At 53.0% G+C, this 22,571-nt stretch carries 21 protein-coding genes; 11 read left to right on the top strand and 10 right to left on the bottom strand.

Features of this window, described 5'->3' with window-relative positions; genetic code table 11:
• Positions 1 to 72 precede the first annotated feature (72 nt).
• Both trxB and J2I46_RS19265 read left to right on the top strand, forming a co-directional pair.
• The gene (gene trxB, locus J2I46_RS19270) at positions 73 to 1,095 is read left to right on the top strand and encodes a thioredoxin-disulfide reductase (protein ID WP_207330691.1); all 1,023 of its coding nucleotides are present in this window, start codon (positions 73 to 75) and stop codon (positions 1,093 to 1,095) included.
• 105 nt (positions 1,096 to 1,200) lie between these two features.
• A complete protein-coding gene (locus J2I46_RS19265; RefSeq protein ID WP_207330690.1) occupies positions 1,201 to 2,259 on the top strand; it encodes a peptidoglycan DD-metalloendopeptidase family protein in 1,059 nt (352 codons plus the stop codon).
• A 109-nt stretch (positions 2,260 to 2,368) separates the two neighbouring features.
• Here J2I46_RS19265 and J2I46_RS19260 read toward each other — a convergent pair whose 3' ends face one another.
• The 8 genes from J2I46_RS19260 to J2I46_RS19225 form a co-directional block, all read right to left on the bottom strand.
• Complete coding sequence (locus J2I46_RS19260; protein WP_207330689.1) at positions 2,369 to 2,722, bottom strand: heavy-metal-associated domain-containing protein; 354 nt, start codon at positions 2,720 to 2,722, stop codon at positions 2,369 to 2,371.
• A 77-nt stretch (positions 2,723 to 2,799) separates the two neighbouring features.
• Positions 2,800 to 3,156: a four-helix bundle copper-binding protein gene (locus J2I46_RS19255; protein ID WP_207330688.1), complete on the bottom strand. Its 357-nt coding sequence runs from the start codon at positions 3,154 to 3,156 to the stop codon at positions 2,800 to 2,802.
• Positions 3,157 to 3,219: 63 nt separating this feature from the next.
• Positions 3,220 to 4,737, bottom strand: a complete 1,518-nt coding sequence (locus tag J2I46_RS19250; protein ID WP_207330687.1) for a hypothetical protein — start codon at positions 4,735 to 4,737, stop codon at positions 3,220 to 3,222.
• A gap of 81 nt (positions 4,738 to 4,818) precedes the next feature.
• Positions 4,819 to 5,598, bottom strand: coding sequence for a heavy-metal-associated domain-containing protein (locus J2I46_RS19245; RefSeq protein WP_207330686.1), 780 nt, complete (start codon positions 5,596 to 5,598; stop codon positions 4,819 to 4,821).
• 116 nt (positions 5,599 to 5,714) lie between these two features.
• Positions 5,715 to 6,278 (bottom strand): helix-turn-helix domain-containing protein, encoded by a 564-nt coding sequence (locus tag J2I46_RS19240; RefSeq protein WP_207330685.1) that lies wholly within the window; start codon positions 6,276 to 6,278, stop codon positions 5,715 to 5,717.
• Positions 6,275 to 8,497, bottom strand: a complete 2,223-nt coding sequence (locus J2I46_RS19235; RefSeq protein WP_207330684.1) for a TonB-dependent receptor — start codon at positions 8,495 to 8,497, stop codon at positions 6,275 to 6,277. Before J2I46_RS19235 ends, J2I46_RS19240 begins: the two co-directional genes overlap by 4 nt.
• Before the next feature lie 73 nt (positions 8,498 to 8,570).
• The gene (locus J2I46_RS19230; protein WP_207330683.1) at positions 8,571 to 9,014 is read right to left on the bottom strand and encodes an HYC_CC_PP family protein; all 444 of its coding nucleotides are present in this window, start codon (positions 9,012 to 9,014) and stop codon (positions 8,571 to 8,573) included.
• Between the two features lie 200 nt (positions 9,015 to 9,214).
• Entirely contained in the window at positions 9,215 to 9,505 is a 291-nt protein-coding gene (locus J2I46_RS19225) for a hypothetical protein (protein ID WP_207330682.1), read from the bottom strand.
• 183 nt (positions 9,506 to 9,688) lie between these two features.
• Here J2I46_RS19225 and J2I46_RS19220 point away from each other — a divergent pair, with 183 nt between their 5' ends.
• Both J2I46_RS19220 and J2I46_RS19215 read left to right on the top strand, forming a co-directional pair.
• Complete coding sequence (locus tag J2I46_RS19220; RefSeq protein WP_207330681.1) at positions 9,689 to 10,168, top strand: nucleoside deaminase; 480 nt, start codon at positions 9,689 to 9,691, stop codon at positions 10,166 to 10,168.
• 219 nt (positions 10,169 to 10,387) lie between these two features.
• Positions 10,388 to 10,633: a hypothetical protein gene (locus J2I46_RS19215; RefSeq protein ID WP_207330680.1), complete on the top strand. Its 246-nt coding sequence runs from the start codon at positions 10,388 to 10,390 to the stop codon at positions 10,631 to 10,633.
• A 33-nt stretch (positions 10,634 to 10,666) separates the two neighbouring features.
• On the opposite strand, the gene J2I46_RS19210 is transcribed toward J2I46_RS19215, so the two are convergent.
• Positions 10,667 to 12,043: a cytochrome P450 gene (locus tag J2I46_RS19210; RefSeq protein ID WP_207330679.1), complete on the bottom strand. Its 1,377-nt coding sequence runs from the start codon at positions 12,041 to 12,043 to the stop codon at positions 10,667 to 10,669.
• A gap of 157 nt (positions 12,044 to 12,200) precedes the next feature.
• On the opposite strand from J2I46_RS19210, the gene J2I46_RS19205 reads away from it, so the two are divergent.
• Positions 12,201 to 13,049 (top strand): ThuA domain-containing protein, encoded by an 849-nt coding sequence (locus tag J2I46_RS19205; protein ID WP_207330678.1) that lies wholly within the window; start codon positions 12,201 to 12,203, stop codon positions 13,047 to 13,049.
• On the opposite strand, the gene J2I46_RS19200 is transcribed toward J2I46_RS19205, so the two are convergent.
• Positions 13,046 to 13,858 carry a hypothetical protein gene (locus tag J2I46_RS19200; RefSeq protein WP_207330677.1) on the bottom strand — a complete coding sequence of 271 codons (813 nt, stop codon included), beginning with the start codon at positions 13,856 to 13,858 and terminating at the stop codon, positions 13,046 to 13,048. The two genes, J2I46_RS19205 and J2I46_RS19200, sit on opposite strands and share 4 nt — an antisense overlap.
• Positions 13,859 to 14,207: 349 nt before the next feature.
• Here J2I46_RS19200 and J2I46_RS19195 point away from each other — a divergent pair, with 349 nt between their 5' ends.
• The 6 genes from J2I46_RS19195 to J2I46_RS19170 all read left to right on the top strand — a co-directional run bounded on the left by J2I46_RS19195 (position 14,208) and on the right by J2I46_RS19170 (position 22,561).
• A complete protein-coding gene (locus J2I46_RS19195) occupies positions 14,208 to 15,344 on the top strand; it encodes an efflux RND transporter periplasmic adaptor subunit (protein ID WP_207330676.1) in 1,137 nt (378 codons plus the stop codon).
• Between the two features lie 90 nt (positions 15,345 to 15,434).
• Complete coding sequence (locus tag J2I46_RS19190) at positions 15,435 to 18,635, top strand: efflux RND transporter permease subunit (RefSeq protein ID WP_207330675.1); 3,201 nt, start codon at positions 15,435 to 15,437, stop codon at positions 18,633 to 18,635.
• The gene (locus J2I46_RS19185) at positions 18,610 to 20,082 is read left to right on the top strand and encodes a TolC family protein (RefSeq protein ID WP_229379850.1); all 1,473 of its coding nucleotides are present in this window, start codon (positions 18,610 to 18,612) and stop codon (positions 20,080 to 20,082) included. The genes J2I46_RS19190 and J2I46_RS19185 overlap by 26 nt, the downstream gene beginning before the upstream one ends.
• Positions 20,083 to 20,182: 100 nt before the next feature.
• Complete coding sequence (locus J2I46_RS19180) at positions 20,183 to 20,863, top strand: response regulator transcription factor (RefSeq protein WP_207330674.1); 681 nt, start codon at positions 20,183 to 20,185, stop codon at positions 20,861 to 20,863.
• Positions 20,864 to 20,889: 26 nt separating this feature from the next.
• Complete coding sequence (locus J2I46_RS19175; RefSeq protein ID WP_207330673.1) at positions 20,890 to 22,254, top strand: HAMP domain-containing sensor histidine kinase; 1,365 nt, start codon at positions 20,890 to 20,892, stop codon at positions 22,252 to 22,254.
• Between the two features lie 103 nt (positions 22,255 to 22,357).
• On the top strand, positions 22,358 to 22,561 hold the full coding sequence (locus J2I46_RS19170) for a hypothetical protein (protein WP_207330672.1): 204 nt from the start codon (positions 22,358 to 22,360) through the stop codon (positions 22,559 to 22,561).
• Positions 22,562 to 22,571 lie beyond the last annotated feature (10 nt).

Genomic DNA, 22,571 nt, shown 5'->3' with positions numbered 1-22,571 from the left:
CTCTACTTAACGGTAAGTCAGGCTACCACACGTTTGACGCGCTGTTTTTTATAGGAACACTTCTGCATTTATATGACTCCCGAACACGTTCATTGTCTGATCATTGGCTCCGGCCCGGCTGGTTATACCGCCGCTATTTATGCGTCTCGCGCTAACCTGAAACCTGTACTCTACCAGGGCGGTCAACCAGGCGGACAACTGACTATTACTACTGAAGTTGATAATTTTCCTGGTTATCCGGAAGGCGTTCAGGGTCCACAGATGATGCAGGACCTGGAAACGCAGGCGCGTCGGTTCGGAACTGATGTTCGCTACGGTCTGGTAACCAAGGTAGAGTTGGTCGAAAATCCGGGTCCCGGATGTCCACACCGCGTGTGGGTCGACGATACACACGAAATCACGGCCGACAGCATCATCATCTCGACGGGTGCCTCAGCCAAATGGCTGGGTTTACCTTCCGAAATGCGGCTGAATGGTCATGGCGTGTCGGCCTGTGCAGTCTGCGACGGTTTCTTCTTCCGTAATCAGGATGTAGCCATTGTTGGTGCCGGTGATACGGCTGCTGAAGAAGCCAGCTACCTCTCGAACTTGTGCCGCAAGGTATATATGATTGTTCGTCGTGGCGAAATGCGGGCGTCGCGCTTCATGCAGGCGCGTATCCAGGCAAAGGAAAACATTGAAATTCTGTGGCATACTGATACGCTCGAAATCCTGGGCGATAATGGGGTAACAGGTGCCCGGCTGAAGAATACGCAAACGGGGGAAGAACACGTTATTGACGTGACCGGCTTCTTCGTTGCCATTGGCCACAAACCTAACACCGACATTTTTAAAGGGTACGTTACGCTCGACGATCACGGTTACATTCTGACCGAGAAAGGAAGTACGCGCACTAACGTACCGGGTGTATTTGCCTGTGGCGATGCGCAGGACAACATTTATCGGCAGGCAATCACGGCCGCCGGTACAGGTTGTATGGCAGCTCTGGATGCGGAACGTTATTTGGTAACGCTGGAAATGCGTGGTGAGCCTAACGCAGCTCACACAACAACGGCAGGCGTTGATATGGCTGTTGGCGAGCCGGTTATAAGCTAACCTAGTAAACACGAAACCAATATTGAACGCAGACAACCGGCCGTCACAGCCCCATTTATGGACCCGTTGTCTGCGTTTGTTGTTCGTTTCATTTTATATCGTTGAATGAAAAAAACAGCAATGACATGGCTGGTGGCCATGAGTTGTCTGTGTGCGACCGTAACCGCACAGGCACAGGAAAGGGGGCGTTTTAAAAACGATACCAAGTTTACGCCCAAAACCAAAAACAATGCGCCTTCGCCGAATCAGCAACGGGCAGAAGAGGTGTTTGAACAGGAAACAACCCAGCTACGCTTCAATAGCCAGTTTGAACCCAAGAAGGAACTGAACCCGGTTGTCAGTGAAGATACAAGCAGTATCGATCAGGGCGAAACCAGTGTTGTTGAGGTAATTCAGGAGATGTCGGTAGGAGATGAGTGGGTCAAAATTGCTGACTACTACTCTGTCTGGGACTCGCGGAATATAGACCCCTACAACATTGACCCCCGTGACTTCGATCAGACTGTTGATCTACAGCTGTACGACCCTAAAGCAAACCATTACTGGTCTGCGCCGCTCGACGAAGGAAAATTAACCTCACAGTTTGGTTTTCGTTGGGGCCGCTGGCATACCGGTGTCGACCTTGACCTGGAAACGGGAAATCCGGTTTATTCTGCCTTCGACGGAATTGTTCGGGTGGTTGGCTGGGATGGGAACGGCTACGGCAGGTACGTGCTCGTTCGCCATTACAACGGCCTAGAGACATTGTACGGTCACATGTCGAAGCAACTGGTTGAAACGGGGCAACTCGTAAAAGCAGGTGACCAGCTTGGCCTGGGTGGCAGTACCGGCCGCAGTTCAGGGCCGCATCTTCACTTTGAAACGCGGTATGAGGGTAACCCATTTGCGCCCATCAACATCTACAGTTTTCCGGCAAACACGATCATTTCCGACCACTTTCTGTTAACGCCCGCAGTCTGGGATCACCTGCGGAGTAGTGCCCGTTCAACCGATCTCTCGTTTAAGCCTAAATTCAGACAGACCGTTCTCCATAAAGTTCGTTCGGGCGAGACCTTATCGTCTATCGCCAGTCGGTTTGGCATGTCGGTTAGTAAACTAGCTGAGAAAAACCACCTCTCCTCACGCTCGCGCCTCCGCGCCGGCCAGAAACTGAGAGTAAACTAAAACAGTTGACTGTCTTCAGTCTTCTGTTTACCGTTGCCTTGCTAAATCTACGCTATTGGTATTTAACAGCGCAACAGTAAACAGAAGACTGAAGACAGTCAACTGTTTTTTAATGATGTGCCATGCCGCCTTTTTTGCAGCAACTTGGGAGCTTATCGTACCCTTTTGGGTCGGCCGCTACTTCGTCGGCATCGTAACCCGTTTTGGTGATATTGGCTTTTAGCTTCGTCACATCTGTTTTGGCGGGGTTGTATTTGATGGTGACCACTTTCGTGTCGACGTCTAATACGGCTTCTTTCACGCCTTTCTCAAAGGCCAGATTCTTTTCAATTCGCGCCTTGCACATCTCGCAGATGGCCGACGTCTTAATCTTTACTTCTTTGTCTTTATCGTCGGTGGCCAGTAAGGTGGTACTGGTCAGGGTTAGCGCCATCAGGCTGCTCAGGAACAGATTGCGATTCATTATTTGTGGTTTATACGTAAGACGGTTATAACGGGTATACGTTTAATTGGTAGTGTAGTGACTTAACAAACAATGGATTACATCTGGTTCGCCATCTCGCGGCATTCCCCGGCACAACGGCGGCAAGCTTCTGCACAGGCTTTGCAATGCGCATGATGATCGGCATGTTTTTCGCATTCGTCAGCACAGGCATCGCATACGTCGGCGCAAAGTTGCATGAACTGTTTTGAAAACTGTGAACCACGGACATCGAGCCTGCCGCAGAGCGTACAGATGTCGGCGCAGTCGCGGCAGAGTTTGATGCAGGTGGTCATGTCGTGGTGCTTGCTGTCCTGGTCACCCATTTCAAGGCAGGCGGTGGCGCAGCGTTCGCAGGCTTCGGCACAGGCAAAGCAGGTGTCGGCGTGGTTGTGAGCATGATTCGTAGTAGTCATAACGGAAGTTGTTTATGTGAAAAGATAGTTGAGGTACTAAAATCAGACAAGATCGTCACCGGCCTATCGGGCAACAAGCAGAGCCGGCGTAAGTCGAATATACAGTTGGCCAGACAAGGGTGTAGCCCCGTAAAAGGCGCGTAGTTGCTGGCTGGGTAAACTGACGGTCAACTGAGTGCCGGCAACCAGATCAGTGTTAGCCCGGCGCAGTAATCGCCAGTTGGTACCCAACGTTAAATTATCGACATTGAGCAGCACCCGATCCGGGTTTGCGCCGCCAACCGTGACAGGAAGCACCAGTTCCTCCGCTGATTTGGTGACGTTTTCGTACCGGCCATACAATGCCAGTCGGCCCAACTGCAGGCTTGTTTCAGCCAGGTATGCGTTTTCGTTGATGCCATCGTGGCTGTTCATGCCCCAGATCAGCGAGGAGGTCATGTACCGGTCACCGGCACCGAATGAGGTGCTGTGCAAGACCGAAGCCGTAGTACGCCGAACGTTTCCGTGGGGATTCAGTACCTCGGGATTCTTGATCACCCCCTGCGACACCTGCATAGCTAAACCGGGCGTAGGATTGACCGACAGGCGGTATGAATAACTGTCGAAGCGGGGTTTGTCGAAGTTGTAACGGAATTCGTCGGGTTCGCGTCCTGTAAACTGAGAGAACTCGATCTTGGCAATCTTGTATCGAAAACCCGCTGTGGCTACGCCGAACGTGATGTGGGTGGCGTCGATCCAGTGGTGGCTCAGTGGCGAATCCGGGTTGTTAAACGACGAGATCCTATGCATGAAAGCCGGTGCACCCAGCGCCGGTTCGCCCGGATATCCGACGTACACGAACGCGTCGGCATCGCGGCTGAACGCGTGGCTATACGAAACCGATAGTTCGGAGAACAGATCGTGCGGATGCTGCCGGTCAATCAGCGGCTCGCCCCGATATGATTCACCCGTTTGAAACAACAATGGATAGCCACCGTTCCCCACCGTCAGCGGGTCGAGCGACATCATCAGTTTGGCCGTAAATAAGCCCCGTTTCCCCACTGTTCGTTGAGCCATACCCATTGCCCAGTTCGGCGCATCGATACGGGCTTCCCGGCCTCGCTTGTCTGGATTAGTAACATTCTGATTCGTGTGCCGCAGAAAAACGCTGTAATGTAACATGTACATCCAGCCGCCATCGCTGTGCTTCATGTAGGCGTACATGGGCGTCTGGTCGGGCATCCAGGACGTACCTGACCCATTCCGGTTCATCGGTAAATTCCGCGACAGCGCATGCGACATACTCCCCATCGGCGAGAAGCTTACACTCCCCATCGCGTCTTCAGCGTGACTCATGCCCGCCATTGACCCGTGGTTCATCGACCCAGTACCGCTGTGGTTCATGCCACTATGATCCATCTTGCTATGATCCATACCATCGTGGTTCATGGGCTTCGTCTCCCGGTCTTTCCCGGCTGGCGGTTGCTCTTTCTTAGGCCGAGTGGTATCAGCGGCCATCGGCATGGAATGCCCTGCGTGTTGTGCGCTTGCCGGAAGCAGCGTGACAGCTAGTAGGCTTAGGTTGATGAAAATCGTTTTCATAGGTTGTTGAGTAATAAAACTGCCGCACGCGAAGCAAGGCGGCAGATGGTAATTCCTGATTTTGTCGAAACTCCCAGCCGTTTACAGCATTGCCAGCATAACGGCTGCCATGCCGATCATGAGGCTGTCTTCGACGATTGTAACGGTTGTCATGGGTAGGTTAAAAACCGACCCCAGGCAGGCACAGCGAATTTTACGTTTGTCCAAAACGCTTTGAACAACGCCAATCAGACTGACGCTCATTACTACCAGGGTAACCCAGTTCGTGAGCACCGGGTTAAACCCCGTTAGGTAAGAAGCTCCCAACGCCAGTTCGATGAAGGGATACGCAAATCCGTAGCCCGGAATCGCTTTCGCTACGATGTCGTACATCCGGTAACTACTGGCGAAGCCGTTGATGTCGAGAAGTTTAAAGAACGAAAAGGTCAGGAAGAAACCCGCCATGAACGTACCCATGGCCCGCATCCAGTCGAACGTACCCATGCGTAATTCAACAAGTGCGGTAACTCCCAGAATGAACGCCAGAATAATCAGCAGGGGTTTGTAAGTCGTTACCGATGGTTCTGCCAGCGCATCAGGTACGTTGGTCGATGAGGTCATGACATCGATTTTTTGCGCCGAATGATTGACCCCCATTGTATCAATGACCTGAACTTCGTCGGTCAGCGAATAGGCTCCGGCTTTCCGAACTGCTTTGTCAAGTACAGCCGTGTCGATGTGATGGGCCATGCTGACAACCGCCTCCTGTGGCGTTAGCGAAACGGCCACTTTTTTAACGCCCTCTACGTCCTGAAGGGCCTCCTGCACCCGCCCAATGCAGGAGGCGCAGTGTATGCCGTCAAGTTTATAGGTATGTATCATAATTTGTATCGTCTGTGGTTGATCTGGTTCTACCAGATTAACATGACAAAGGTAGGATGTGTGCCAGGGGCTTCTTTTACAGAATTTCCTGCCCGTCTTACATCATTTTGGCTTCTCTAGAGTGTATCCAGCGTTTGGCGTCCCGTGGGCGATTTGCGAAACTGAGCGGGTGTGCGTCCTGCCAGATTCCGAAACTGGCTGGTGAAATGTGGTACGCTACTATAGCCTAACTCGAACGCAATGTCACTGATGCTCTGCTCACCATCCTGTAAGAGTTCCTTGGCCCGCTCCACCTTTTGCGCAATCAGAAACCGCTCAATGGTTGTTCCTGTCTGCGTTGAAAACAGCTGACTCAGGTACGAATAGTCATAGCCCAGTTTATGGCGCAGGAAATCAGATACGTTCTGGTGCTCCGGCCGTTTCTGTGCATGATGTACCTCATTGACCAGCAGACCTTTGATTTGTTCAACGAGACTAGCCTTCGGATCTTCGATCAGATCAAACCCTTCGGCCTGCAACGCCGTTCTGACCATGTCGCGGCTTACGCTTTCGGGCCAGTTCAGAATTTCAACACGACCTAAGTCAATAGCGCCCGTGGTTAATCCGAGTTGGTTCAGGTCGCGTTCTACTGTTCGGCGACAACGATCGCAGACCATGCCTTTGATAGGTAGTTCGGTCATGGCTCAAGCGTAAAACGGAATCCTGCATAGATCATGGCGCCCGTGATTGGTCCCCAGTTTTGGCCGGCGGCGTCGAAATTGGTGCCGAACGGATCAGCCGCGCCGATGATCGGGTTAGGCTGGCGGTAGTTCGTCAGGTTTTCGCCACCCAGATAGACTTGCCACGTACGGAAACTACGCGTTAGCTGGGCGTTCAGGTTCACAAACGAAGGCGAGTAGTACCAGACCATCGACGAGTAAGTGGAGTGAGTGTGCGTTTCGTCGGCGTCGGGCAGCCGTTTGGGGCCATTCCATTGCAGCGTTATGTCGAATTTCCATTTGTCGTAGGGCAGCGCATAAGCCGCGTTGAGCAGTACCCGATCGCGGCTGACCATCATGCGGGGCATCAGAATATTCTCGCCAAGCGGCGCACCCATACTTTGACGGGCGTCGAAAAGACGATAGGCAGCTTTGATCTCGGCGCGTTTAAATGGCGAAATGGTCAGCTCGGCCTGGAAACTGTTCGCATACGACTTGCCCTGTAGGTTATAAAATAGCAAACTCCGTGGCTGATCAGCATCAACGATCAACTGATTCTGGAAATCAGTCCGACTGGCGTCGACGGTGAGCGTCGCTTTTTTGCCGAACAGTAAAAACTCGTTAGTGATGCCTGCCGTGTAGGTCCAGGCAATTTCGGGTTGTACGTTCTGGTTCAGGAAAACACCCCGCGATGAGACCAGATAGCCGTAGTTTTCGGCGATCTGATTCGGTACGCGCCAACCCCGCCCCGCCGACGCGCGCAGGGTCAACTGGCCGTGAATGTGGTATTTCAGATGCACCCGCGGCGTCCATTGTAGCCCGTAGAGATTATGCGCGTCGAGCCGATTGCCAACGACGAGCGCAAAGCGTTCCGGGTACGTGTAGGCATACTCGAAAAAAGCACCCGGCACTGACTCGAATCGGTCGAGAGGTTGGGCGACGTACCGTTCGTGGTAGTTATCAAGCAAATAGCTGACACCTGTTTTCACCGTATGGTTTGTGTTGCCGATGATGGTCTGGTAGATCAGATTGCCATACAGTGACTGTTGTTTGCCGGTATAAGGCCGCAGGCCGAAGCTCGATTCCTGATTGTGCCAGGTTGCGTTCAGAATCAGACCAAGACCGCGATAGGGTTGATCAGGGAAAAGCCGGGCCGTTTTGCTGAAGACTTCGGTGCGTTGCGTTGTATTGGTGAAGCCGTAGCGATATTGCCCAACGCTGCTTAGTTGACCGCCATCCCGATCTTCGGCCAATGCCTTGATGCCAAACTGCGACATCCAGCGTTCTGAGCTGTATTTAGCCCGCATCACGCCGTTATATTGCGTATAAAGGGGCAGGTCGCGAAACTTGTCGCCGTTCTGATCCAGCTCATTCTGCAGCGAACTGACGTGACCGAGTGCGCCAATGCTCCACTTATCAGATAGGGCCTGCGAATAATTGACGTTGCCTTCAAGCCGACCAAACGCATTCACATAACCGTTGATGAGCATGTTAGGCATCTTCGTTTCAGCGCGGTATTCAGGCTTCTGCAACTCCACGTTCATCTGTCCGCTCATCGACTCATACCCGTTGACAACCGAGCCCGCGCCTTTACCAATGTCGATACTGGTAATCCACGTACCTGGAATGTAGTTAAGGCCGAAGGTGGTAGCCAGCCCGCGAATGGTCGGGATATTCTCGACGTTGGTTTGTACGTATTGTCCGCCAAGGCCCATAAACTGGATCTGTTTGGCACCCGTCACGGCGTCGGCATACGAGACGCTGACCGAAGCGTTGGTCTCAAAGCTTTCCGACAGGTTACAGCAGGCTGCTTTGGCCAGGGTGCGCTGCGTCAGCACCTCCGTCTGAATCGGGTTCATCCGGTCGATCTGTGTATTGCCGGCCGTGACCACAACCTCGTTCAGCTGCTGGGTGGCCTTGAGCGTAATAACCAGGTCAGGGCCGTAGTTGGTGATCATCAGCGTATCAGCCTGGTAGCCAACATAGCTGATAACGAGCCGGTTTGTCTTACTGGTGGTGTCGAGCGAGAATCGACCAAGCGAGTCGGCTGCCGTGGCGTGAATGCCTCCCGACCAATAGACCGAAGCACCGGGAAGCGGCACATTACGCCCGTTCTCGGTAGTCTGAACCCGCCCCGAGAGTTTTTGCGCCTCTGCCAGAAAGGACAGGCATAGTAAACTGATAATAAAAAGGTTACGCATGATTTTGTCTGAAAAGGTAAACGCCAAAATCCTGAGTCCGTGGCGGAATCAGGTGTCGGAATAACCAGACAGATCAAATCAGGAACGATTGCACAAAAACCAGCAGATGTCGGCCGGAGAGGGGAGGAGGCGACGCGTAGTCGGCTACAGGTACGTTGGTTTGTTGCTCAAATGACCACTGGAGCAGGGTCAGCAACAGGTTTGCTGTTCCGGTGCCAAACCGATCACTGATTACCTTAACGAACTTAACAAGCAGATGACTCAATGACGACGTCGCGTCTACCCGACTGTAGCGGGTTTCATCCTTGCAGCAATCCGTGCGGTTGATCGACGGCGTCTGCTCAATCGAGGTGGAACGTACCTGGCAAAGTTTACAACCCGGCTTCGAATTGTGGATTGAATAAATTCGTTTACCCCGCAACTGGCACGAATGTTCGACCAGACCGAAGCCCATGCTGCTGAGCAACACGACAACAGCCATGAACAAGTGCAGGAAACGGGTCAACGCGAGTTTCATTAGGCAAAGGTCTATGCCTTTTCGTCTCAAAACAAGTGCCAGCTGCCAACGCGTTCCCGAACGTACCGACAACCGGTTTATTGAAAGAGGGTACACACCAATGAAAAGGTGGTTGTTTGTCCTGATTGTTGCCAGATTATGAGCAGCAATCAGGACAAACAACCACCTTTTACACTAATCGCTTAAGACCAACGGGTCGGTTAGCGGTTATCCGGAGTAACTGCGTCTTTTGTCTTTTTGGCGGCTTTGCTTACGCCCCGGCCTGTAGCTTTAGCTGCATTACCAACGGCCCGGCCAGTGGCTTTGCCTGCTTTACCAACGGCCTTGCCTGCTTTCACGGCAGCACGGCCAGTGGCGCGCGTGCCTTTTTCGGCGGCATTACCCACGTCGGCAGCCGTGTTGTCTACTTTTTGTTGGGCAGGAGTTTGTGCAAACGCACCAGCGGAGAGAGTCAGGCAAAGAGCCAGACTAAAAAGCCATGTCTTGTTCATAACAATGGAGGATTGATAAATTGTGAATTGATGGGTTGCCCGCCAGTCGACAGGTGAACCGTTCATGGTATCATAACGGAGCCAGCAACAAATTGGCTAATTCTTCAATCCAACGGTCCAGCAGGCGAAAACAAAGCGGGTTCTGCCACCGTTGATTTTATGTATTACTTACTCAACGATTATATGATTAATGAACAGGATACCCGGTTTTTGCGCCGGGCTATTGCGCTGGCGCGCGAAGGAATGCTGACTGGCCGTGGTGGCCCATTTGGAGCTGTGGTCGTTAAAGACGGCGAAATAATTGGCGAAAGCAGCAACTGTGTTACCTCCACAAACGACCCCACGGCGCATGCCGAGGTAATGGCCATCCGGGCGGCCTGCGCAACGCTGGGTACGTTCCAGCTCGACGGTTGCACGCTGTACACCTCCTGCGAACCTTGCCCCATGTGTCTGGGGGCTATCTACTGGGCTCGTCCGGCGCGGGTGCTCTACGCGGCCGAACACACCGATGCCGCTATTGCCGGTTTCGACGATTCGTTCATTTACGCCGAACTGGCCAAACCCTATACCCATCGCTCCATTCCGACCGAACAATCGCTACAGAACGAAGCCAAAACGGTCTTTATCGAATGGGCTGATAAGCACGATAAAGTAGCCTATTGAGCAGGCGGAAAACTCATGCCGACGTGATGATAATCAGCCAGGTACGTGTTTGCTGTCAGGAAAGGTCGCTGGTAGCTATTACCTGGCCGACTTTTTCGAGCTATCAGAAGAAGATACTGAGTCACTAAAAGATGGTGGATACGTAGCCTTTGTGGCTAAAAAGCTCATCAATTACTGGGTCAAACGAATAAAAGGGAGGGAGGTCAGAAAACGTTTCTATTGTTTGATTTATCGGATCAATATATCAATGGCATTGATCTTGAAAAGACTAAACGGGGATTTAAAATAAAGTCTGTTTATACGATTGAACTTCAGGGATACGGAGTGAATATATCAACGACAGATAAAAGGATCGAAATCAATAAGGTGGCCAGGCTTCCTTCCAAACAACCAGATTGGTTAATCGGCGAAGAGGCACTGTTCAACGGGTTGAACTGGAGTCTTGAGCAGTTGAGGGTAGAATAATATACAAACGTATATACTGAGTAAGCCGGCTACTTAACCCCGCGCACTCAACTTAACCTGAATGGGATGGTTCGGGCGGAGGGTAATCAGGGGTTTGGGCCTGATCGAAGCGGCGTTGACCAGATCGAAATCGAAGGCGCGGATGAAAAACGTTAGCAGGATCTGCATCTCCATGAGTGCAAACTGATTACCGATGCACAGACGCGGCCCGCCCCCAAACGGCAGGTAAGCGTAGGCGGGCCGGTCTTTGTCGCGCCCTTCAGCAAATCGGTCTGGATCGAACCGGTCAGGATCGGGCCAGTTGGCGGGGTCATGGTGTAATAAATAGGGACTCACGACAACCGTATCGCCTTTCGGGATCCGGTAGGGACCAATCTGATCATCGTTCAGGGCCATCCGGCTCATAGCCCAGGCTGGCGGATATAACCGAAGTGCTTCCTGAACAACTTGTAACGCATATGGCATTGACCGAAACGCAGCTACAGGCGGCAGGCTATCCAAACCTGGCGATTTTCCACCGTTGGGTACGTTGCCAAGCACGGCATCAGCTTCGGCGCGTAGCCTGGCAAGCACGTCGGGGTGTAGGGCAAGCAGATAAATAAGCCAGGCCATCGACACGGCGGTGGTTTCGTGGCCAGCCGTGAAAATAGTCACGCATTCGTCGCGCAGTTGCTGTTCCGACATGCCTTCGCCCGTTTCTTCATCGACGGCGTTCATCAACATATCGAGCAGGTCGTCCAGTCGTTCGCCCGACTGTTTACGCGTGTGGATGAACTCGTAGATGAGCCCGTCTACCTGCGCCCGAGACCGGTTGTACCGAATGTTGTTCGGGGTGGGCCAGGATCGGGGTATTTTTATCGGTGAAAGCAAGGTTCTGTTTGCCAGTACATTGAGGGTTTCCAGCGAATGCGATAGCCCAGTCAGTCGACCTTCCACGTTGGTGCTGAACAGCGTTTTGCAGACGATATACATCGTCACGTCCATCAGCGACTGCGAGATGTTGACGGGGCGGGAGAGGTTAAGATGACGTAATTCATTGACCCACGCGGCTGATTCCTGCACCATCGTTTCGGCCAGGAGAGAAATTTTTTGCCGGTGAAAGGCAGGTTGTGCCAGCCGACGTTGCTTCCGCCAGAAGTCGCCATCGCTGGTGAGCAGCCCTTCGCCCAGGAAACGCTTTAGCACCATGAAGGCTGGTGATCGTACGTAGTTCCGGTTGTTTTCCTGCAACACGTATTTTACATCTTCGGGCTGAAACACCATATACTGATTCCGGCCACCGATGCTGATTCGGACGATCCGGCCGTATTGTCGATGCAGTTTGGTAAACATACCCAGCGGGTCGCGGGCTACTGATAACGAGTTGCCCAGCAGAGGCAGACCGGGATGAACAGGGACTAACGTTTCCATGCAGAGGTTGGTGATCAATCAAGAAACAAACATACGTATCTGGTCTGTCCATTCATATCAACAGTAGACGTGGCTTTCGGATAGCTTACCGCTACAGCTATTCAGTAGTTGCCAAGGGCACTGTTCTAAAAGCGCTACATCTATCCAGATCTTACCAATGCACCGGTTTTCCGCACGAGTCGCACTACTGTTTCTTTGCTGTCTGGGTACGTTGACAGGCAACGCCCAGTTGGCCAATAAAAAGTCACGATTTAACGTAGTTGCGTTTTACACGGCAAAAAATGATCAGGCACACATTAGTTTCGTGCATGAAGCCAACCAGTGGTTTCCGAAAATGGGCGCAGCATACGGGTTTCATTATGATTCGACGGCAGACTGGAGCAACCTGAATGCCGACTTCCTGTCGCGGTACCAGGTTGTACTTTTTCTGGATACCCGCCCCGATGATCCGGCGCAACGGGCCGCTTTTGAAGCGTACATGAAAAAGGGGGGTGGTTGGATGGGCTTTCACTTCGCCGCCTTCGCACTGACCCCGTCAACGTACCCACAGAACTGGGACTGGTATCACGAACAGTTCCTGGGTTCGGGTTCATATGGAAGTAATACCTGGCGGCCAACGTCTGCGGTGCTGCGGGTCGAGACGCCTGCACACCCGGCGGTAAAGCGGTTGCCGCCCCTCTTCAAGGCAGCGCCGAATGAATGGTACCGCTGGTCGAACGATTTGCGGAAAAATCCTGATATCAGCATCCTGCTGGCCATCGACTCCACCAGTTTTCCGCTGGGCACGGGGCCTAAGCCGCACGAAATCTGGCACACCGGCTATTATCCGGTGGTCTGGACCAACAAAAACTACCGGATGATCTACCTGAACATGGGCCATAATGACATTGATTATGAGCACAAGACCAACAAGGCACTGTCGAATTCATTTGGCAATCCGGATCAGGATAAGCTGATTATCAACAGCTTGTTATGGCTCGGCCGTGGCAAGCGTCAGGTACGTTAGCGAGCCTGCTTTTTCTTCTTTCGATTCTTCCGCCATTGCCCTATGTCATAGGTCAGGTTTTCCAGGAAAAACGATGGGCCAACGGAGATGTAGAAACCCGAGTAATTGATCTGGCTTTCGGGGATGTCTTTCTTCAGGATGAATCGATACCCCGTCAATAAATTAATGCCAAACCAGTGAATGGGTTTAAACCAGCGCACTCTTGGAAACTGATACGAGCCAGATATACCCACGCCTGCCGGAATGAAAATACCGCGCGCCACTTCGCTTTCCGTCGACTGGCTGTTTGCCTGCACATAGCGGGAGTGACCATAGCCAAGCTCGAGCGGAAGGCTCACCTCAATGGCGTTTTTCCGGAATAAGTAGGGCTCAAAATAGACCGTTACGATCCGTAAATGCCGTTCAATTGCTTCCGACGTACCTGGAAGCAGCCCCGGCCGATCGAGCGTTTGGTTCACGAAGTAAAAGCCTGCGCCCGTTTTGAAAGCGGCCCGCATACCGCCCGGCTTCACATTTTCGGGGTGCTTCACCGGAAACAAAAACCCCGCCCGAATGCCGTAAACACTCACTGGAATACGGCGGCCATTGTCGTTTCGGGTGTCGTTGAAGAAGAAGAACCGCTGATCGGTAGAAGCCGTGAACGTGAGCGATTTTGGCTTGGCTACACTGGCTTTTGCCGAGTCGGGGGCGTTTTTAGCAGCCTCTAACCTGGTGGGTTCATTTATATTGATTTTAGCCTGCGAAAGAGCAGCGGACAGCGTGCTGAAATACAAGCCGGTAAGTAGCAGTAAATGCCATATGAATTTCATAAGTGATGAACGTTGGTCAGACTATAACCGGAAAATTGCTCAATAGTTGCCTGCATTTATCACCTGTGCTTGTCACCAGTCTGTAAACACACGGCCGCGATGCTGCCGGTGACAGCCTATTCATCCGTGTTGATAACGCTTGTTGTACTTTACGTATAAAGTTGAATTATTCCTGTAAGAAGCTGCCTAAATGGCTTATTTCTAAGGAGATTCTAAGAATTTTCTAAGCTGCGCCTTACATAAAGAAATTTATTTTGCCTTTCAGCACACGCTGTTGTCAGGACAATTGATTTGGTCAGGCTGATGTAGGTGTGTGTAGTGTCACAAACAGTTAGATCAACTCAACTACATGAACGGCTATACGGGTGTTTCCACCTTATTCATTGTTGCCATACTGGCTGGCTGTACGGCCAAAAGTGAAACGAAGGAAGAGAGTAAAAGCCAGGCGTTTCCGGTTATTCAACTCTCCCATCAGAACACGACCCTCGACCGCGACTATGCCGGCAACCTGGAGGCCGTTCAGAACGTAGAGATCCGCGCCCGGATTGCCGGTTATCTCGATAAAATAATGGTTGATGAAGGGCAGTCTGTACGTAAGGGACAACTGCTGTTTCAACTCAACGCGGCTGAGTATCAGGCCGAAGTAGCCAAAGCGCAAGCTAGCCTGGAAAGTGCCATTGCCCAGTCGAAATCGGTGGAGGTTGAATCGGAGCGGGTAAAGCTGCTGGTCGATAAAAACATTATATCGGCGTCGGAATCAAAACTGGCGAAGGCTAAAATGGAGTCGGCCAAAGCGGCCATTAACGAAGCCAAAGCCGCATTGGATAATGCCCGGCTCCGGGTGTCGATGGCCAGTATCCGGGCTCCCTTCGACGGGGTGATCAACCGGATCCCGTTTAAACGGGGAAGTCTGATCGATGAGGGTACGTTGCTCACCACCGTATCTGACCTGCGCGAGATGTATGCTTATTTCAACGTATCGGAAAAAGAATACCTGACGTCGATCAAGAAACGGCTCGATCCGAACAAGACGACTATGCGGGAGGTGGAACTGCTCCTGGCCGACGACACCCATTACGGGCATAAAGGAATGGTTGAAACCACGGAAACGATCTTCGAAGGGAACTCCGGCACCATTGCGTTCCGGGCCCGTTTCCCGAATCCGAATCACCTGCTTCGGCACGGAGCCACCGGTAAAATTCGCCTGACCACCGACGTCGACGACGCCCTGCTGGTGCCGCAGAAAGCGGTGTTTGAGGTGCAGGACAAAAACTTTGTGTATGTGGTGGACAATAGAAACCGGGTCAAAACCAGGAGCTTCATTCCCCGCAGCCGCGTCGATCAGTTCTACATCGTTCAATCGGGCCTTCGCGAAGGTGACCGGATTATTTACGAAGGCATCCAGAACGTGAAAGACGGCATGACCATCGTGCCCAAACCGCTGCCTTCCGACAGCCTCAAGGCGCTGTATGCATCGGCCCTATAGCCTGCTTCATGGTCATACGTAGTCGTTCCTCTCTTCGCCAGAGAGCAACGGCGACGCCTGCAGTCATTGTAGGCATTAACCCCATCCGTTATGTTCAATACCTTCATAAAGCGTCCTTTACTCTCAACCGTCATCTCGGTGCTGATCGTGTTGCTGGGGGTTCTGGCACTGACTACGTTGCCCATTACCCAGTTTCCCGATATTGTGCCGCCATCCGTAACGGTAACGGCTCGGTATACGGGGGCCAACGCGGAAGTTTGTACTAAGGCGGTGGCTACACCGCTTGAGCGGGCTATCAACGGGGTACCCGATATGACGTACATGACCTCGATCTCCGGTAACGATGGATCGACACTCATTCAGGTGTTTTTTAAGGTAGGTACCGACCCCGATCTGGCGGCGGTGAACGTGCAGAACCGCGTGACAACCGTACTGGATGAACTTCCTGAAGAAGTGATCAAAGCCGGGGTTGTTACTGAAAAGGAGGTTAACAGTATGTTGCTGTACCTCAACATCGTCAGCGAAGACCCTACCGTCGACGAAAAATTCATTTACAACTTCGCCGATATCAACGTTTTGGCCGAGCTGAAACGGATCGACGGGGTGGGTTTTGCCGCCATTATGGGCAACCGTGATTACTCGATGCGGGTGTGGCTCAAACCAGACCGGATGACGGTCTACGAAGTGTCGCCCGACGAAGTTATTGCCGCCATTCGGAAGCAGAACGTTGAGGCTGCTCCCGGTAAAGCAGGCGAAAGTGCCGACCGCGACCCGCAGGTATTGCAGTACGTACTGCGCTACACGGGCAAGTTTTTCGAACCTGCCCAATACGAAAATATTGTGCTCCGGTCGAACCCGGATGGGTCGTTGCTACGCCTGAAAGACATTGCCGAGGTTGAATTCGGCTCCGTCGATTATAGCGTACTGTCGAAAACGGATGGTCGCCCGTCGGCGGCGATCATGCTGAAACAGCGGCCTGGTTCCAACGCCCGCGAAGTGATTGCCAACATCAAAACGCGGATGGCCGAGCTGAAGGAAACTTCCTTTCCGACAGGTATGACCTATAACTACGCCTACGACGTGTCGCGCTTCCTGGACGCGTCGATTCATGAGGTAGTCCGCACCCTGATTGAGGCGTTTGTGCTGGTGTTCCTGATCGTTTTCCTGTTCCTGCAAGACTGGCGCTCGACCCTGATCTGCGCGCTGGCGGTGCCGGTGGCGCTTGTAGGTACGTTCGCGTTCATGAACGCTATCGGGTTCTCCATCAATTTGTTAACGCTTTTCGCGCTGGTGCTGGCCATTGGTATTGTGGTTGATAACGCCATTGTGGTGGTCGAGGCTGTTCATGCGAAAATGACCGAGGAAAAGCTGTCGCCCATGGCGGCAACGCTGGGGGCCATGAACGATATTGCGGGGGCCATTGTGGCCATCACGCTGGTGATGTCGGCGGTGTTTGTGCCGGTAGCGTTTATGTCGGGACCGGTCGGTATCTTTTATCGGCAGTTCTCGCTCACGCTGGCCATCTCCATTGTCATTTCGGGCGTCAATGCCTTAACGCTGACGCCCGCGTTGTGTGCGTTGCTGCTACGGCCGGTTCATGGTGAGCAGAAGGGGCTACTGGGCCGGTTTTTTGCCGGGTTCAATCGGGGGTACGAGTCGCTGGCAGGTAAATTTCAGGGTCTGCTTGGTCGGGTGCTGAACCGCAGCGCGGTGACCTGGGGCATGCTTCTGCTCTTTATACTGGGTACGTGGGGTGTTACCTCAATCCTGCCGGGCGGCTTCATCCCAACCGAAGATCAGGGCATGATTTACGTGAACGTAACGACCCCCGCCGGTGCCACCGTTGACCGGACAGAGAAAGTGCTGGACGCCATCGAAGAGATTGCGTCGGAAGAAGAGGCGGTCGAAAACATATCGACGCTGGCGGGTTTCAGCCTGCTCACCGATGGGGCGGGGGCTTCGTACGGTATGGGCATGATCAACCTCAAGCACTGGGACGACCGTAAGGTGTCGACGTCTGAGCTGATTGCTACGCTGGAAGAGAAAACCAAAAACGTGCATGACGCCAGTATTCAATTCTTCCCGCCGCCTACGGTTCCGGGTTTTGGTAACTCCAGTGGTTTTGAACTGCGGATGCTCGACCGGGGCAAGAGCGGCGACCTGCTGAAAACGGCTAAGGTGGCCAAAGACTTCATTGCGGCCCTGAAACAGCGCCCTGAAATCGGCAATGCGTTTACCAGTTTTGACCCCAGTTTTCCGCAGTATATGCTGCACGTCGATCAGGACAAGGCGGCGCAGAAAGGCGTCTCCGTCGACAACGCCATGGGTACGTTGCAGACCCTGATGGGCAGTTTCTACGCGTCGAACTTCATCCGGTTTGGGCAGATGTATAAAGTGATGGTGCAGGCGGCCCCCAGCTATCGCGTCAAACCCGAAGATGTGTTGAACATGCGGGTGAAAAATGATCAGGGCGAAATGGTGCCGTACTCCAATTTTATCCGGCTCGAGCGGGTATACGGCCCAGAACAGCTGACTCGCTACAACATGTACACGTCGGCGATGATCAACGGTGATGCCGCGCCGGGATATAGCAGCGGCGATGCCATTCGGGCCATTCAGGAGGTGGCCGACGAGAAACTGCCAAAAGGGTTTGGTTACGAATGGTCGGGTATGACGCGCGAAGAGATTCTGTCGGGTGATCAGGCGATGTACATTTTTGCCATTTGCCTGCTGTTCGTATACCTGCTACTGGTGGCGCAGTATGAGAGCCTGTTCTTGCCGCTGCCGGTGTTGCTGTCGTTGCCCGCCGGGATATTTGGTTCGTTTCTGTTCCTGCAACTGGCTGGTTTGCAGAATAATATTTACGCCCAGGTAGCGCTGGTCATGCTTATTGGCTTGCTGGGTAAAAACGCCATTCTGATCGTAGAGTTTGCCAACCAGCGACAGAAGGAGGGGCTCTCTATCGTGAAAGCGGCCATGGAAGGGGCCGTTTCCCGACTACGCCCCATCCTGATGACCTCGTTCGCCTTCATTGCTGGTCTGATTCCGCTCTGTATCGCCTCGGGCGCCGGTGCGCTGGGTAACCGGTCCATTGGGACGGCGGCAGCGGGGGGGATGTTTACCGGTACGGTATTCGGCCTGGTGCTGGTACCCGGTCTTTATGTGGTGTTCGCCAAACTGGCCGAACGCTTCCAGTCAAAACCTACGGAAGGCGACGTGCAGGATAAGGACCTGAATGCGCCCGTCTCCGTGTCCACACAAAATCATGTCAACGGTGCAGTTCTTCACTAATACATTGGTGCGTCGCGGAGGGCTAATGCTGCTTTCTACGGCGTTGCTGAGTGGGTGTCACCTGTATAAACCTCTACAGGCGCCCCCGCCACTACCCGTACCTGGTACGTTTGCCGGTACGTCTCATCCGGCCAGCGATTCGGTCAGTATTGCCAATCAGACCTGGCGAACTTTTTTCGCCGATCCGTACCTGGTTCAGCTTATTGACACGGCGCTGGCCGGTAACCTGGACTTACGTATTGCCACCCAGCGCATTGAACAGGCTCGGGCTGCCTTTGATTATAGCCGGGGTTTTCTGGCACCAACCGTCAACGCGGTGGCCTCGGCCGGCGTAGATCGGTATGGCCGGAACACGCTGAACGGCGTGGGGAATTTTGATACCAACCTGTCTGATAATGTGCGGGGTAACCTGCTCATTCCGAACCCGACGCCCGATTATTTTCTGGGGGCCCGCAGCACGTGGGAGGTCGATATCTGGGGCAAGCTTCGCAACCGCCGCAAAGCTGCCTATCTCCGTTTGCTAGGTTCCGAAAAAGGCCGTCATGCGGTAATAACAGGTCTTGTGGCCGAAGTGGCCCGCAGTTACTACGACCTGCTGGCGCTGGATGGCGAGCTGGAAATCATCCAGAAAAACATCGATTATCAGCAACGGGCGGTTGAATTGGTTCGGGTGCAGAAACAGGCGGGGCGGGTAACCGAACTGGCCGTTCAGCAGTTCACCGCTCAACTCCTGAATACACAAAGCCGGCGGGGGCAGGTACGTCAGCAGATCGTTGAGGCCGAGAATCAGCTGAACCGATTGTTGGGTCGTTACCCGCAACCAATTCGCCGGGGCACGTCGTTGCAGGAACGCGAACTGCCCGGTTTGGTAGCTACCGGCCTGCCCACGCAGTTCCTGAACCGCCGCCCTGATATTCGGCAGGCCGAGCTGGAGTTGTCGGCGGCTAATGTGGATGTGGAGGTTGTTCGCGCCGAGTTTTTGCCGTCGTTAAATTTGTCGGCTTATGTTGGGCTGAATGCGTTCAGGGCCGGTGTCTTATTCAATCCCGGCTCTATCGCTGCCGGTGTACTGGGCGGGCTGACGGCTCCCGTGTTTAACCGCCGGTTTTTGAAGGCCAATTATCAGCAATCGGTGGCGCAGAGCCGGGAGGCTTATTATCGGTATCAGCAAACAGTGCAAACGGGGTTTAGTGAAGTAATTACGGGCCTTCGGGGCGTTGAGAACTACCGGGCTGTGGCCGATCTGCAGACGCAGGAAGTTGTGGTACTTGGCCGGGCTGTTTCTACCTCAAACGACCTGTTCGTAAGTGGCTATGCCTCGTATCTGGAGGTGATTACGGCGCAACGCAGCGTACTGGAAGCTGAACTCGCCCTGATCAACACTAAACGGGCACAGTATCTGTCGCTGACCGACCTGTACCGCGCACTCGGTGGTGGTTGGGAGTAGCGTTGCTGGAAAAACAGGGAGGAAGCCGCTCGAAATCAGTTAGTGACGTAATACGTTTCCGTTACAGTTGACAGATTGCTCTACCTAATCCCGTTCACTTATGAAACTCTTGGTCATTGAAGACGAGCCGAAAACGCTGCAGGCCATTCAGCAGGGGCTGGAAGAAAGCCAGTTTGAGGTTGACATAGCCTACGATGGGCTACTGGCCAAACGGCTGGCGCTGAAAAATAACTACGCCGCCATTATCACCGATCTGATTCTGCCGGGGCTTAACGGCTATGAACTCTGCCGACAGCTACGGGCTGAAGGGCTGACTACGCCTATTCTGATGCTCACGGCGCTGGGCGAGAGCGAAGACAAGATCATGGGTTTCGACGCAGGGGCCGACCAGTACCTGACCAAACCATTTCAGTTTGCTGAATTGCTGGCCCGGGTACGTTCGCTCACCAAACGCGGTACGCAGGTATCCATGACCGCGCAGACACTGTGGTACGGCGGTATTGAAATGAATCTGGACGCCAAGACCGTTACCCGCGAGGGCCAGCACATCGACCTGACCGCCCGCGAGTTTGCCCTGCTCGAATACCTGATGCGCAACCAGGGCCGGGTTCTCTCAAAACCTGCTATTGCCGAGCATGTCTGGGACATAAATTTCGATACGGGGACCAATGTGGTGGAAGTGTATATCAATTACCTCCGAAAAAAGATTGACAGGAATTTTTCTACCAAACTGATTCACACCCAGTTCGGAATGGGGTACGTACTCAAAGAAGAAGACTAGCTGCTGGCTGGATCAACGCACGAGCTATGACCATCCGTAACCGATTGACCCTGCGCTTTACCGGTCTGGTATCCAGTATTCTGCTCCTGACCTTTGTTAGTATCTATGCCTTTTGCTGGTACTTTATCTCCCTCGATTTTTACCGGCGGCTCGACCGTAAGGCGTTGACCACCGGTGAGTTACTGATTCGACACAAGATCGACGCTGATCTGATCCGGCAGCTTGGCCGGCTGCGAAAAGACCAGCTTCCTGACCAGGAAATCGTAGTATATGATCAGCGGGATTCAATCGTTTTCGCAACAAAAGAATCACACACTGTATTGCTGGATAAGGCTATTCTGGCTGATATCCGGCAGCAGCGGCAAAAAGATTTTCGGCGAGGTACGTACTATATCTCGGGTATCCGATTCGGAACAACGGCGGGTGAGTACGTGGTGATTGCCAGCGCCCAGAATGACTATGGCGACGAATTTCTGCGGCAACTCCTGCTGGCCCTGACCGGTTTATTCTGTCTGATCGCCGCCATAACGGCTATATCGGGCTGGGCATTTGCAGGTGATGCACTTCGGCCCATGCAGCAAATTGACCGGACGGTAAGCGATATATTTCCGAATAATCAGGATGAACGACTATTCATAAGTAAGGAAGATGATGAGATCAGTCGGCTGTCTATGACCATCAATCAGCTGCTCGACCGGGTGGCCGAATCGTTCCGGTTACAGCGCATGTTCGTCGCCAACGTCTCGCATGAGCTGAAGAACCCACTGACTCAAATTAGTTCGCAACTGGAAGTGAGCCTGTTGAAACAACGCGACCCTGACTCGTACAGGCAAACAATCCGCTCGGTCCTCGACGATGTGGGCGACCTCAACGCCCTGACCCACGAGTTGCTGCAACTTTCACAGGTGAATCAGGAGAATGCTGCCAACCTGCTGACAAACACCGTGCGTCTGGATGAGTTGGTGTGGGATGTGCGCGAGGAAGTGGCCTCGTTGCACCTACGTTGCCAGATAACGGTAGAACTGGGTACGTTGCCCGACGATCCTGATCAACTAACGGTGCAGGGAAACCGGACGCTGTTAGGAACGGCGCTAAAAAACCTGATCGAGAACGCCTGTAAATTCTCTGATGATGGGCGGGCGCTGGTACAAACCCACTTCGGCCAAAAATCGGTAGCCATTCAGATTAGCAACACGGGGCAGCCGATCCCCGAAGCTGATTTGCCCTACATTTTTCAGCCTTTTTACCGGAGCCGACAAACCGCTGATTTGCGTGGCTACGGCGTTGGCCTGTCACTGGTCGACCGAATCATTCGCCTTCATGGCGGTAAGGTATCGGGTACGTCAACAACCGACAAGCAAACTGTATTTACAGTGGAGCTGCCTCGCTAGCAGTCTATTCTAAGTAGATTCTAAGCAGTTTATCAGGCTATCCTAATAGGTGATAACCACCTTTGGGTATCAAACGAGACCGATCTCTCAACTGAAATTGCTGATGACTAACGAGCCACTCACCACCCGGCAATACACAACGGAAAAGCCGCACAGACCCGCGTCTGCAGCTGTGAAGCCTATCAGAAAAGAACGCCAACCAGCTAATTCGGCAACTCAACGCCAGCCCGACTGGCTGGTTATCACCGTAGGCCTGCTCTTTTTGTCGTCGATGATAATTGCGCTGTTGGTCTATAAAGAGTACTGATGCAGCTGCT

It is taken from the genome of Fibrella forsythiae (assembly GCF_017353175.1).
GTDB classification, from domain to species: domain Bacteria; phylum Bacteroidota; class Bacteroidia; order Cytophagales; family Spirosomataceae; genus Fibrella; species Fibrella forsythiae.
This window is presented reverse-complemented; position numbering and strand designations above follow the sequence as displayed.

Coding starts and splice junctions, on each gene's coding strand:
- J2I46_RS19225 (WP_207330682.1), bottom strand. CDS start 9,505: ATGAACAAGACATGGCTTTTTAGTCTGGCTCTTTGCCTGACTCTCTCC.
- J2I46_RS19265 (WP_207330690.1), top strand. CDS start 1,201: ATGAAAAAAACAGCAATGACATGGCTGGTGGCCATGAGTTGTCTGTGT.
- J2I46_RS19210 (WP_207330679.1), bottom strand. CDS start 12,043: ATGGAAACGTTAGTCCCTGTTCATCCCGGTCTGCCTCTGCTGGGCAAC.
- J2I46_RS19180 (WP_207330674.1), top strand. CDS start 20,183: ATGAAACTCTTGGTCATTGAAGACGAGCCGAAAACGCTGCAGGCCATT.
- J2I46_RS19170 (WP_207330672.1), top strand. CDS start 22,358: ATGACTAACGAGCCACTCACCACCCGGCAATACACAACGGAAAAGCCG.
- J2I46_RS19240 (WP_207330685.1), bottom strand. CDS start 6,278: ATGACCGAACTACCTATCAAAGGCATGGTCTGCGATCGTTGTCGCCGA.
- J2I46_RS19220 (WP_207330681.1), top strand. CDS start 9,689: ATGATTAATGAACAGGATACCCGGTTTTTGCGCCGGGCTATTGCGCTG.
- J2I46_RS19245 (WP_207330686.1), bottom strand. CDS start 5,598: ATGATACATACCTATAAACTTGACGGCATACACTGCGCCTCCTGCATT.
- trxB (WP_207330691.1), top strand. CDS start 73: ATGACTCCCGAACACGTTCATTGTCTGATCATTGGCTCCGGCCCGGCT.
- J2I46_RS19205 (WP_207330678.1), top strand. CDS start 12,201: ATGCACCGGTTTTCCGCACGAGTCGCACTACTGTTTCTTTGCTGTCTG.
- J2I46_RS19230 (WP_207330683.1), bottom strand. CDS start 9,014: ATGAAACTCGCGTTGACCCGTTTCCTGCACTTGTTCATGGCTGTTGTC.
- J2I46_RS19200 (WP_207330677.1), bottom strand. CDS start 13,858: ATGAAATTCATATGGCATTTACTGCTACTTACCGGCTTGTATTTCAGC.
- J2I46_RS19175 (WP_207330673.1), top strand. CDS start 20,890: ATGACCATCCGTAACCGATTGACCCTGCGCTTTACCGGTCTGGTATCC.
- J2I46_RS19250 (WP_207330687.1), bottom strand. CDS start 4,737: ATGAAAACGATTTTCATCAACCTAAGCCTACTAGCTGTCACGCTGCTT.
- J2I46_RS19260 (WP_207330689.1), bottom strand. CDS start 2,722: ATGAATCGCAATCTGTTCCTGAGCAGCCTGATGGCGCTAACCCTGACC.
- J2I46_RS19235 (WP_207330684.1), bottom strand. CDS start 8,497: ATGCGTAACCTTTTTATTATCAGTTTACTATGCCTGTCCTTTCTGGCA.
- J2I46_RS19195 (WP_207330676.1), top strand. CDS start 14,208: ATGAACGGCTATACGGGTGTTTCCACCTTATTCATTGTTGCCATACTG.
- J2I46_RS19190 (WP_207330675.1), top strand. CDS start 15,435: ATGTTCAATACCTTCATAAAGCGTCCTTTACTCTCAACCGTCATCTCG.
- J2I46_RS19255 (WP_207330688.1), bottom strand. CDS start 3,156: ATGACTACTACGAATCATGCTCACAACCACGCCGACACCTGCTTTGCC.
- J2I46_RS19185 (WP_229379850.1), top strand. CDS start 18,610: ATGTCAACGGTGCAGTTCTTCACTAATACATTGGTGCGTCGCGGAGGG.